General features: G+C 68.5%; 8 protein-coding genes. 6 read left to right on the top strand and 2 right to left on the bottom strand.

Annotated features, from left to right (window positions below):
• Positions 1 to 147 precede the first annotated feature (147 nt).
• Positions 148 to 828 carry a hypothetical protein gene (locus HEP75_RS04225; RefSeq protein ID WP_185825562.1) on the bottom strand — a complete coding sequence of 227 codons (681 nt, stop codon included), beginning with the start codon at positions 826 to 828 and terminating at the stop codon, positions 148 to 150.
• Between the two features lie 322 nt (positions 829 to 1,150).
• Here HEP75_RS04225 and HEP75_RS04220 point away from each other — a divergent pair, with 322 nt between their 5' ends.
• The 4 genes from HEP75_RS04220 (at position 1,151) to HEP75_RS04205 (ending at position 5,779) form a co-directional block, all read left to right on the top strand.
• Positions 1,151 to 2,350, top strand: coding sequence for a porin (locus HEP75_RS04220; protein ID WP_185815301.1), 1,200 nt, complete (start codon positions 1,151 to 1,153; stop codon positions 2,348 to 2,350).
• A gap of 130 nt (positions 2,351 to 2,480) precedes the next feature.
• Positions 2,481 to 3,806, top strand: a complete 1,326-nt coding sequence (locus tag HEP75_RS04215; protein WP_185825561.1) for a CitMHS family transporter — start codon at positions 2,481 to 2,483, stop codon at positions 3,804 to 3,806.
• Between the two features lie 113 nt (positions 3,807 to 3,919).
• Positions 3,920 to 4,660: an acetoacetyl-CoA reductase gene (phbB, locus tag HEP75_RS04210; RefSeq protein ID WP_185815299.1), complete on the top strand. Its 741-nt coding sequence runs from the start codon at positions 3,920 to 3,922 to the stop codon at positions 4,658 to 4,660.
• An 87-nt stretch (positions 4,661 to 4,747) separates the two neighbouring features.
• The gene (locus HEP75_RS04205; protein WP_185815298.1) at positions 4,748 to 5,779 is read left to right on the top strand and encodes a LacI family DNA-binding transcriptional regulator; all 1,032 of its coding nucleotides are present in this window, start codon (positions 4,748 to 4,750) and stop codon (positions 5,777 to 5,779) included.
• 63 nt (positions 5,780 to 5,842) lie between these two features.
• On the opposite strand, the gene HEP75_RS04200 is transcribed toward HEP75_RS04205, so the two are convergent.
• On the bottom strand, positions 5,843 to 7,183 hold the full coding sequence (locus tag HEP75_RS04200) for an MFS transporter (RefSeq protein ID WP_185825560.1): 1,341 nt from the start codon (positions 7,181 to 7,183) through the stop codon (positions 5,843 to 5,845).
• 304 nt (positions 7,184 to 7,487) lie between these two features.
• Between HEP75_RS04200 and HEP75_RS04195 the strand changes: the two genes are divergently transcribed.
• Positions 7,488 to 9,935, top strand: coding sequence for a TonB-dependent receptor (locus HEP75_RS04195; RefSeq protein ID WP_185826491.1), 2,448 nt, complete (start codon positions 7,488 to 7,490; stop codon positions 9,933 to 9,935).
• A gap of 78 nt (positions 9,936 to 10,013) precedes the next feature.
• Entirely contained in the window at positions 10,014 to 11,876 is a 1,863-nt protein-coding gene (locus tag HEP75_RS04190) for an alpha-amylase family glycosyl hydrolase (RefSeq protein WP_185825559.1), read from the top strand.
• The last annotated feature ends 240 nt before the right edge of the window (positions 11,877 to 12,116 follow it).

Below are 12,116 nucleotides of genomic sequence, written 5' to 3'. Positions count from 1 at the left end.
ATTCGCAAAAGCGATTCGGCCGGCGGATGCTAACCCGCTTGCGCCGCGCTGGCAGCCGGCAATCGGGCCGGCGATTCAGATAGCGACGATGCCCGGCACCGGAATCGCAGGCCGCTGCCATCGCCATTGTGCCCACCGATGGCGCGTTCACTGCGACGGCATGGTGATCGCCGCCAGGCTCGGATCGGTGGTGAAGATGATGCGGTACAGGTAAGCGCCTGGCACATCCGGATCCGGCAACGTCTGCGTGACGGTGGAATACATCGGCGCATCGCGCGCACCGGCCATGGCCTGCACTGCGGTGGAGAATTGCGCATCGCTGAGGCGCGTGTTCGAGGCCGATGCCATGCAGACATGGGCTCCGCATGCGACATCTTTGACCGCGAAACCGGCATCAGCCTCGCTCAGGTAGTCCCTGAAATTCTCCTTGTAGGCCCTGGACCTGGTCAGGCCGTCGAACTCGGCCTGCCTTGCCACCTTCTGCAGGATCAGGTCGAAGTCCCTGCTGCCGATGACGCGCATGGCCATTCCCCCGTCGATCGCCTTTCCCCTGAGAAATGCCATCTCCGCCAAGGGCGCCGGCTGGCGACCCTGCGTTGCAGGGAATGTGTCGGCGACGGCCGGCGACGCTTCCTCGGCTTGAAGCAGGTCTGTCCCCGAGCGCGTCTTGGCGCCGGCAGCGCGCGCATCGCGCGCGTCGCCCGTAGTGGCGGCGGCAGAGGCCCCTGTGCCTGGCTGCGAGCGCACAGCGACAGGCGGCCGCTGCCAAAGCATGAATGCCCCGACTGCGAGGACCAGGACCAACAGGCCGGCGAGCACTCTACGCATGGCGACTCCGGTGACGCGCGATTGGGGCCAGGGAGACGCCGCGACGCGAGCAGATGCGGTCTCCCGCTGGCCGAAAGTCCAGCGCCGATAACCTACCTAGACTGCGCCGGTTGCACAACGACGCCCGGTGCGCCGCCAGTCCTCGCCGCCAGCGCGCCGGGCGGACGGACCTACGGCGGGCGACCTAGCGCGCCTGAAACGCTTGGCTCCCCACCGACAGGTCGATGACAGCTACGCCGCACTAGGCTGCAGCCACGCCGGCCTGCGCGTTCCGTTGCGGGCTACCGACTCATCGACGCGCTGCGCGCACCTGGGAGGGTACGTGAACCTGAAGAAATTGAGCCTGTGCGGCGCTTGCGCCTGCGCCGTGTTGTCCCTGCCCGCGCTGGCGCAGGCCGCCGATGGCGACGACGACGGCCCGGTCACCGCCGAGATCGGCGGCCGCCTGCATTGGGACTTCGCCCAGTTCGACAACGACCAGCGCGGCACGCCCAACCCCGACGACACCGAGATCCGTCGGTTGTGGATCGACGTGTCCGGCAAGTTCTTCGGCTTCGGCTACAAGGTCGAAGGCGATTTCGCCGGGTTGCAGGACGACTTCAACGGCAAAGGCATCGAGGCCAAGGACGTCTACCTGACCCGCAAATTCGATGCCGGCACGCTGAGCGTCGGCCAGTTCAAGCAGTATTTCTCGCTGGACGACCGCACCGGCTCCAACTTCGGCCAGTTCCTGGAGCGCAGCGGCGCGGCCAGCACGCTGGCACCGCTGTACCGCAAGGCGGTGTCGTGGCAGGCGGCCGGCAAGGACTACACATGGGCCGCCAGCGTCTACAGCCTGGAAAGCATCGACGTGTCCAACATCAAGGGCGATGCGTTCGGCGGCCGCGGCACCTGGGCGCCGGGCGCGCGCGATGGCGACGTGCTGCACCTGGGCCTGTCGCTGGCGCACGAGCGCTACGACCATCCCGGCGCCAACGGCGCGCCGGCTTTGAGCATCCGCCCGCGCCCGGCCGGGCATCTGTCCGACGACAGCCGCATCACCCTGGCGCGCTTCGCCGACGGCCGCGATACCGACGTGGACAAGTGGTCGCTGGAGTACGCGCAGGTGCGCGGCCCGCTGTCGTGGCAGAGCGAATTCAGCGGCGGCCTGTTCGACGATGGCGCGCAGCGTGCGCAGGTGATGTCCGCCTATGGCTTCGTCAGCTGGTTCGCGACCGGCGAATCGCGTCGCTACGACAGCAAGACCGGGCGCTTCACCCGCATCAAGCAGGTCAACAACCCGCGCGGCGCGTTCGAACTGGCGCTGCGCTACGACCGCATGTGGGGCACGCAGCACCTGGACGGCCAGGCGGACTTCCTCGATGCGTCCACCGCGTCGTGGACGCTGGCCGGCAACTGGTATCTCAAGCCGAACCTGCGCCTGATGCTGAACCTGATCGACAGCCGCAACCGCGACCACCTGGCCGGCACCACGCTCGACCATACCCGCGCGATCACCGGGCGCTTTCAGTACGACTTCTGAGTCTCCCGCACTTCTGTAGGAGCGGCTTCAGCCGCGACAGGTCGGTACCGGAAAGATCCTGTCGCGGCTGAAGCCGCTCCTACAAAACAGCAGCAACGCCTCTTTCCCCCGTACCACCCAAGGAACTCCCATGCTGACCGCGCTCGGTTTCGGAATGGTCATCACCTTCATGTACCTGATCATGAGCAAGCGGCTGTCGCCGCTGGTCGCCTTGATCATCGTGCCGATCGCCTTCGCGCTGGCCGGCGGCTTCGGCACCGGCATCAACGAGATGATGCTGGAAGGGATCAAGAAGATCGCGCCGACCGGCGTGATGCTGATGTTCGCGATCCTGTACTTCGGGGTGATGATCGACGCCGGCCTGTTCGATCCGCTGGTGCGGCGCATCCTGCGCCTGGTCAAGGGCGACCCGATGAAGATCGTGGTCGGCACCGCGGTGCTGGCGCTGCTGATCTCGCTCGACGGCGACGGCTCCACCACCTACATGATCACCGTGTCGGCGATGCTGCCGCTGTACCGGCGCATCGGCATGAACGCGCTGAACCTGACCTGCGTGACCATCCTCGCCGGCGGGGTGATGAACCTGACCCCGTGGGGCGGGCCGACCGCGCGCGCGGCCACCGCGCTGCACGTGGACCCGGCCGACGTGTTCGTGCCGCTGGTGCCGGCGATGGCGCTGGCGATCGCCGGCATCCTGCTGCTGGCCTGGTATCTGGGCATGCAGGAGCGGCGCCGGCTCGGCGTGGCCGCGCTGCCGGGCGACACCTGGCTGGACAGCAGCGTGGCCGACGACGGCGATGCGCTGCCGACCGTGGAGGACGCCGAGGACATCAAGCGGCCGAAGCTGCTGTGGGTGAACCTGGTGCTGACCCTGGCGCTGATGGCGGCGCTGGTGGTCGGCGTGCTGCCGATGCCGGTGCTGTTCATGATCGGCTTCGCGCTGGCGCTGCTGATCAACTATCCGAACCTGGCCGAGCAGCGCCGGCGCCTGGTCAACCACGCCGGCAACGTGCTGTCGGTGGTGTCGCTGATCTTCGCCGCCGGCGTGTTCACCGGCATCCTCTCCAACACCGGCATGGTCGAGGCGATGTCGCGCAGCTTCCTGGCGGTGATTCCCGATGCCTGGGGTCCGTACTTGGCGGTGATCACCGCGCTCGCCAGCATGCCGTTCACCTTCTTCATGTCCAACGACGCGTTCTACTTCGGCGTGCTGCCGATCCTGTCCGAAGCGGCCAGCCACTACGGCATCACTCCGGTGGAAATGGCGCGCGCCTCGTTGGCCGGGCAGCCGGTGCACCTGCTCAGCCCGCTGGTGCCATCGACCTATCTGCTGGTCGGCCTGGCCAAGGTCGATTTCGCCGACCACCAGCGCTTCACCATCAAGTGGGCGGTGCTGGTGTCGTTGCTGTTGATGGGCGGCGGCTTGTTGTTCGGCCTCTTTCCGCTGGCGCGCTGACCGCCGCCCGGGATTGGGAATTCGGGATTCGGGATTCGTAACAGCCCAGGCCCGCTCCGCTTGTCCAATCCCGAATCCCCACTCCCGAATCCCAACTCCGAAGGAGTTCTTGCATGACGCTACGAATCGCCTACGTCACCAGCGGCATGGGCAGCATCGGCACCGCGATCTGCCAGAAGCTGGCGCGCAACGGACATACCGTGGTCGCCGGCTGCGGCCCCAATTCGCCGCGCAAGTCGGCGTGGCTGCGCGAGCAGCGCGAACTGGGCTTCGACTTCGTCGCCTCCGAAGGCAACGCCACCGACTGGGATTCCACCGTCGCCGCGTTCGCCAAGGTCAAGGCCGAGGTCGGCGAGATCGACGTGCTGGTCAACAACGCCGGCGGCAGCCGCGACACCCTGTTCCGGCAGATGAGCCGCGAGGATTGGCAGGCGGTGATCGCCAGCAATCTCAACTCGCTGTTCAACATCACCAAGCAGGTGGTGGACGGCATGACCGCGCGCGGCTGGGGCCGCATCGTCAACATCGGCGCGGTCAGCGCGCAGAAGGGCCAGATCGGGCAGATCAACTACGCCACCGCCAAGGCGGCGATGCAGGGCTTCAGCCGCGCGCTGGCGCAGGAAGTGGCTTCGCGCGGGGTCACCGTCAACACGGTGTCGCCCGGCTATATCGCCAGCGCCGCGATCAGCAGCTTCCCGCCGGACGTGCTCGACCGCCTGGCGACCTCGGTGCCGCTGCGCCGGCTCGGCAAGCCCGAGGAAGTGGCCGCGCTGTGCGGCTGGCTGACCTCCGACGAAGCGGCCTACGTCACCGGCGCCGACTACGCGGTCAACGGCGGCTTGCACATGGGCTAGGCCGGCACCGCCTCACGGGTTGGCGCTGGCATCGCAGCGGCTGGCATACACTGCCGATTCCGCTCCCTGCGCCAGCGCCGACACCGCATGTCCGACAAACCCGACCGCACCGCGCCAGGCGCGCGCCTGCAGATGGCCGACATCGCGCGCATGGCCGGCGTGTCCGAATCCACCGTCTCGCGCGCGCTGGCCGACAACCCGGTGGTCGCCCAACGCACCCGCGCCTATATCAAGCAACTGGCCAGCGAGGCCGGCTATCGCGTCGATCTGGCCGCGCGCAGCCTGCGCTCGCGGCGCTCCAACATCGTCTGCGTCGCGGTGCCGCTGATGCACGCGCACGAGCAGCCGCTGTCGGACCCGTTCATGATGACCATGCTGGCGCTGCTCGCCGACGCGCTGACTTCGCGCGGCTACAGCATGCTGCTGTCCAAGCTGGACCGGCACCAGGACCATTGGGTCGAGGACCTGGCGCACGGCAGCCGCGCCGACGGCGTGATCATGCTTGGGCAGAGTTCCGAGCACGCCGCGCTCGACGCCGCCGCGCGCGGCGGCCTGCCGATGGTCGTGTGGGGCAGCCGCATCGACGGCCAGGCCTACGTCAGCATCGGCAGTGACAACCTGCGCGGCGGCGAGCTGGCCACCGCGCACCTGATCGAGATCGGCCGCCGCCGCATCGCCTTCCTAGGCGACGAACAACTGCCGGAGGTGGCGCCGCGCTTCGCCGGCTACCGGCGCATGCTCGAGCGCCACGGCCTGGAGTTCGATCCGCGGCTGCATGCGCGCAGCCACTTCCTCAGCGAAGACGCCTACCGGTTGACGCGGGCGATGCTGAAGAAGGCCGATCCGCCCGATGCGGTGTTCGCTGCCTCCGACGTGATCGCGCTGGGCGCGATCCGCGCGCTGACCGAAGCCGGCCACCGCGTGCCGCAGGACATCTCGCTGGTCGGCTTCGACGACATCCCGCTGGCCACCTACAGCCAGCCGCCGCTGACCACGGTACGCCAGGACCTGGCGCAGGCGGCGAGGCTGCTGGTGGACGGCGTGCTCGGCCTGATCGACGGGCAACCGCTGCAATCGGTGGAACTGGCGGTTAGCCTGGTGGTGCGTGATTCGGCGTGAAGAGCCGGGAATGGAGAATCGGGAGTGGGGAATCGGAAAAGCGCGGCGGCGCGAACTGAAGCCTTATCGACTTCCCTTCTTCGATTCCCCATTCCCGATTCCCGATTCCCGGCCCTTGACCAACAGCATCGCCACCGCCGCCATCAGCATCAGTGCGCCGGCCAGGCGGATCACGTTGCGTGGGTCGCCGTGCAGCAAGGACTCGTAGTACAGCGGCAGGGTCACGATCTGGATCAGCATCGGCAGCACGATGAACAGATTGAACAGGCCCATGTACACGCCGGTGCGCTCGGGCGGGATGCTGTCGGCCAGCATCAGGTACGGATTGCCCATCATGCTCGCCCAGGCCAGGCCGATGCCGATCATCGGCAACAGCAGCAGCCAGCGGTCGTGGATCGTGGGCAGCAGGCACATGCCGATGCCGGCGGCGAGCAGGCAGGCCGCATGCGTGGCCTTGGGGCCGACACGGCGCGCCACCGGTACCATCGCGAACGCGGCGACGAAGGCGACGAAGTTGTAGAAGCCGCCGATCTGGCCATTGACCAGTCCGGCCTCGCGGAAGCCGTGCGAATCCGGCTCGGTGGTGCCGAACAGCGTGGTCGACAGCGACAGCACGATGTACTGCCAGTAGCAGAACATCGCATACCACTGGAACAGCATCACCGGCGCCATCTGCTTCATCGTCGGCGGCATGTGCCGCACTGCATCGGCGATCTCGCGCAGCGTGGCCAACGGCCCCACTGGCGCAGCGCGTAGGCGCTCCAGTTCCAGCGGCGGCAGCACCGGCTCGCGCACGCTGCGCGCGGTGAGCAGGATCGAGGCCGCGGAGAAGCCCGCGCCGATCGCGAACGCGGCGATGGTGACGTAGGGAATATGGTGCGCATTGGCCGCGTCCTGGTTCATGCCGAACCACACCAGCAGCGGCGGGGTCACATAGGCCAGGGTCTGGCCCAGGCCGGTGAACGCGCTCTGGGTGAGATAGCCGAGCGGGCGCTGGCGCGGCGCCAATACGTCGCTGACCAGGGCCCGATACGGCTCCATCGCCACGTTGTTGGCCGCGTCCAGCATCCACAGCAGGCTCACCGCCATCCATAGCGCCACGCTGAAGGGCATCAGCAGCAGGCACAGGCTGCACACCAGCGCGCCGACCACCATGTACGGCATGCGCCGGCCCCAGCGGGTGACGGTGCGGTCGCTCAGCGCGCCGACCACCGGCTGCAGCACCAGCCCGGTGATCGGCCCGGCCAGCCACAGGTACGGCAGGCTGGCGTGATCGGCGCCCAGGTAGTTGTAGATCGGGCTCATGTTGCTCTGCTGCAGACCGAAGCTGTACTGCACGCCGAAGAAACCAGCGTTGAGCGCCAGCACGCGCGACAGCGGAAGCAAGGGGCGATCGGAGCGCATGGGCATCAGCCTGACAGGAAGAAGCCGAGGACGCCGCGGGCGGCGCGCCACGGCGGCGGAGCGGATGTTGGGATTTATGCAATCGTTTGTAACGCTGCGTTGCACCATGATTTTCTTGAAAAACCGCATTCAAACATTGTCTACGGCGACTTCAACAATTTTCCATAGATAAAAATTGCAATCGATTGCAAAAGGCCGTATCACTGCGCCACCCCACCGCCTGTCCGGCATGGGCGCCGCGCCGGTCCACGCCGTCGCACGCCGCATGCCGGCCCTACCCGCGTCACCCCTCGCTTCGGGAGAGATAGCGATGCACCACCCTTCGATCCGCCTGCATACCCTGGCCTGGGCCGTCGCCGCGGCCCTGGCCGCCCCGGCCGCCTGCGCCCAGGACGCGGCCGCGCCCGCCGCCCAGCCCGGTCCCGCGCAGGCCGACGTGGTCAGCCTGGATTCGGTGTTCGTGACCGGCACTGCCAGCGCCAAGAGCAAGCTCAAATCCAGCGTGTCGGTCAGCACCGTCGGCGCCGAAGCGATCGAGCAATCCGCGCCGCGCTCGACCGCCGAGATCTTCCGCAATATCCCCGGCATCCGCTCCGAATCCAGCGGCGGCGAAGGCAATGCCAACATCGCGGTGCGCGGCCTGCCGGTGGCCTCCGGCGGCGCCAAGTTCCTGCAGTTGCAGGAAGACGGACTGCCGGTGCTGGAATTCGGCGACATCGCCTTCGGCAACGCCGACATCTTCCTGCGCGCCGACTACAGCCTGGAGCGCATCGAGGCGATCCGCGGCGGCTCGGCCTCGACCTTCGCCAGCAACTCGCCCGGCGGCATCATCAACTTCATCAGCAAGACCGGCGACACCGCCGGCGGCAGTGTCGGCCTCAGCCGCGGCCTCGGCCGCTTCGACAACACGCGCCTGGACTTCGACTACGGCGCGCCGTTCGCCGAGCACTGGCAGTTCAACGTCGGCGGCTACTACCGCCGCGGCGACGGCGTGCGCGACGCCGGCTACGCCACCGACAAGGGCGGCCAGCTCAAGGCCAACCTGACCCGGCTGTTCGACAACGGCTACGTGCGCGTCTACGCCAAGTACCTCAACGACCGCGCCGCCGCCTACACGCCGGTGCCTACGCTGGTCAGCGGCAGCGACGGTTCGCCGCACTTCCACGATGTGGGCAGCTTCGATCCGGGCAGCGACACCCTGTACAGCCCGTATTTCCGCAGCAGCAACAGCCTGGACGGCAGCAACCGGCTCACCCGCGTCGAGCTCGGCGACGGCATGCACCCGGTGTCGCGCGCGATCGGCGCCGAGGCGCAGTTCGACATCGGCGGCGGCTGGACCCTGACCGACAAGTTCCGTATCGCCGACACCTCCGGCCGCTTCGTCTCGCCGTTCCCGGCCGAGGTGGCCGACGCCGCCAACCTGGCGACGGAGATCGGCGGCGTCGGCGCCACGCTGCGCGATGCCGACGGCCAACCCTACAGCGGCCAGGCGGTGCGCACCCACCTGTTCAACACCCGCATCAACGACCTCGGCAACGCGGTCAACGACCTGAGCCTGGCGCGCGACTTCGGCAACGGCACTGGCGGCAACGTCAATCTCAAGGCCGGCCTGTACAGCTCGCGCCAGGTCATCGACATGGACTGGACCTGGAATTCCTACGTGCAGTCGGTGTCCAGCCGTTCGCGCCTGCTCGACGTGATCGCGGCCGACGGCAGCCTGCTCTCGCAGAACGGCCTGTATGCCTACGGTGTGCCCTACTGGGGCACCGACAACACCCGCCACTACGACGTGCGCTACACCATCAACGCGCCTTACGTGGCGCTGGGCTGGGACCAGGGACCGTTGAGCGTGGACGCCAGCGTGCGCTATGACATGGGCAAGGCACGCGGCGACACCGCCGGCGGACTGCTGGTCGACAATCTCGACGTCGATGGCGACGGCGTGATCCAGGCGCCGGAGCGCAGCGTGGCGACGATCGACTACGCCAACCGCAAGCCGGTGGATTACGACTGGAACTACCTGTCGTACTCGCTCGGCGGCAACTACATGCTCAACGACGATCTGGCCGCGTTCGCCCGCTACAGTCGCGGCGCGCGCGCCAACGCCGACCGACTGCTGTTCGGCGTGGTGCGCGACGACGGCTCGGTGTCTTCCGACGAAGCGGTGAACTTCGTCAAGCAGCTCGAGGGCGGCCTGAAGTGGCGCGCCGGCGGCCTGAGCGTGTTCGCCACCGCCTTCGCCGCGCGCACCCAGGAACAGAACTACGAGGCCACCAGCCAGCGCTTCTTCAACCGCACCTACAAGGCGCACGGGCTGGAGCTGGAAGCGGCCTACCGCAGCGGCGGCTTCGCCATCAACGGCGGCGCGACCTGGACCGATGCGACCATCGACAAGGACCAGATCACCCCGGCCAACGAAGGCCACACGCCGCGCCGCCAGGCCAGGTTCGTCTGGCAACTGACTCCCAGCTACCGCGGCGAGCGCTACGAGGTGGGGGTCAACGCGATCGGCACCAGCTCGGCCTACACCCAGGACAGCAACCAGTTGAAGATGCCCGGCTACACGCAGGTGAACCTGTTCGGCAACTACCGTGTCAGCGATGCGCTGACGCTGTCGCTGAACGTCAACAACCTGTTCGACGCCTTCGGCCTGACCGAAGCCGAGGACGCGAGCATTCCGGACAATGCCATCATCCGCGCCCGCTCCATCCCCGGCCGCACCGCCAGCGTCGGCGTGCGCTACGATTTCTGACCCAAGGAGCCCGTCGCGCCCGGCTCCCGGGCGCGGCCCATCATGAACACCGCTTTTCCCCTCTTCGATCACCCCGGCATGCACGCGGCACTGGCCGCACAGCCCGGCGCGCACGCGCGCTACGGCGCCCATGGCCCACGTCTGTTCGCCGCCCTGCAGGCCCTGTACGGCGAGCATCCGCACTACGCGCAATGGCTGCCGCGCTGGCTCGACGCGGTCGCCGCCACGATCCGCGCGCGCCCGCCGGCACTGGCCGAACTGGATGCGGCGCGCGCGCCGGACTGGTTCGGCGAGCCGTCGATGCTCGGCTACAGCGCCTACGCCGACCGCTTCGCCGGCACCCTGGCCGGCGTCGGCGAACGCGTGCCCTACCTGCAGGAACTGGGCGTGCGCTACCTGCACCTGCTGCCGTTCCTGCGCATGCGCGACGGCGACAACGACGGCGGCTTCGCGGTCAGCGACTACGGCCAGGTCGAGCCACGGCTCGGCGACAACGCCGACCTGGTCGCCCTGACCACGCGCCTGCGCGGCGCCGGCATCAGCCTGTGCGCCGACTTCGTGCTCAACCACACCGCCGACGACCACCCCTGGGCGCTGGCCGCCAAACGGGGCGACGCGCGTTACCTGGACTACTACCACCACTTCGCCGACCGCGACCTGCCCGACCGCTACGAACGCACCCTGGGCGAAGTGTTCCCGCACACCGCGCCGGGCAACTTCACCTGGGTCGAGGACGCCCAGGCCTGGCTGTGGACCACGTTCTATCCCTATCAATGGGACCTGGACTGGAGCAACCCGGCGGTGTTCGGCGAGATGGCCTTGGCCCTGCTGCGCCTGGCCAACCTGGGCGTGGAAGTGTTCCGGCTGGATTCCACCGCCTACCTGTGGAAGCGCGAAGGCAGCGACTGCATGAACCAGCCCGAGGCGCACACCATCCTGCAGGCGTTGCGCGCGCTCACCGACATCGCCGCGCCGGCGGTGCTGCTGAAGGCCGAGGCGATCGTGCCGATGGCGCAGCTGCCGCCCTACTTCGGCGACGGCGACGCACGCGGCCACGAATGCCAGTTGGCCTACCACAGCACGCTGATGGCCGCCGGCTGGGTGGCGCTGGCCGCGCAGCGCGGCGACATCGTGCAGGGCGCGATCGCACAGACGCCGGCGCTGCCGCCGGCCTGCGCGTGGCTGAGCTACGTGCGCTGCCACGACGACATCGGCTGGAACGTGCTGCAGCGCGAAGCGGCCGGCAGCGACGGCAACGCGCCGTTCGACCTCGCGCAGGCCGCACGCTTCTTCGCCGGCGGCGTGCCGGGCAGCTACGCGCGCGGCGAAGCGTTCCAGAGCAGCGGCGACGGCGTGCACGGCAGCAACGGCATGAGCGCCGCGTTGGTCGGCATCGAGGCGGCCCTGGCCGCTGGCGATGCCGCCGCCCTGGAACTGGCGATCCGACGCCTGCTGCTGTTGTACGCAGTGGCGCTGGCGATGCCGGGCATCCCGCTGCTGTACATGGGCGACGAACTGGCGCTGGGCAACGACGCGGACTATCGCAGCGATCCGCTGCGCCGCCACGAAGGCCGTTGGCTGCACCGCCCGCCGATGGACTGGGAGCGCGCCGCGCGGCGCGACGACCAAGCAAGCCTTCCCGGCCAGGTCTATACCCGCCTGCGGCGGCTGATCGCCGCGCGTGCGGCGACCGCTGCGTTGGCTGCCGGGCAACCGCTGCGGGCGTTGCCGCTGGGCGATCCGGCTTTGCTCGGGATCGCGCGCGGCGCAGACTTCGTCGCGGCCTACAATTTCAGTGCGCAACCGGTGGCGGTGGATCGCAACGCATTGGGCACTGGCGAATGGCAGGCCATCGCCGACGGCGGACCCGACGCGGCCACGCTGCAGGAATGGGACGGCATCCTGCCGGCCTACGGCCTGCGCTGGTGGCGGCGCGGCTGAGCGCGGCGGCGCGCCCTGCGGACGCCGCGGACTCGCGAAAGCGCTGCATCGGAGCAGCACTTTCGAGGATTAGACCGTCGACGCACGGGGCCGCAGCCGCGATCCGGCTCCGATGCAGTCGGGACTGAAGTCCCTCCCACAAAAAGCAGCAATGCCTGCACGGCAAAGCGCCTCTGTAGGAGCGGCTTCAGTCGCGACGCACGAAGCCGCAACTTGGCCGATCCCATAAACGGTCGGGAC

Origin of the sequence: Xanthomonas sp. SI, from assembly GCF_014236855.1 — a bacterium.
In the GTDB taxonomy this organism is placed as follows: Bacteria; Pseudomonadota; Gammaproteobacteria; order Xanthomonadales; family Xanthomonadaceae; genus Xanthomonas_A.
This window is presented reverse-complemented; position numbering and strand designations above follow the sequence as displayed.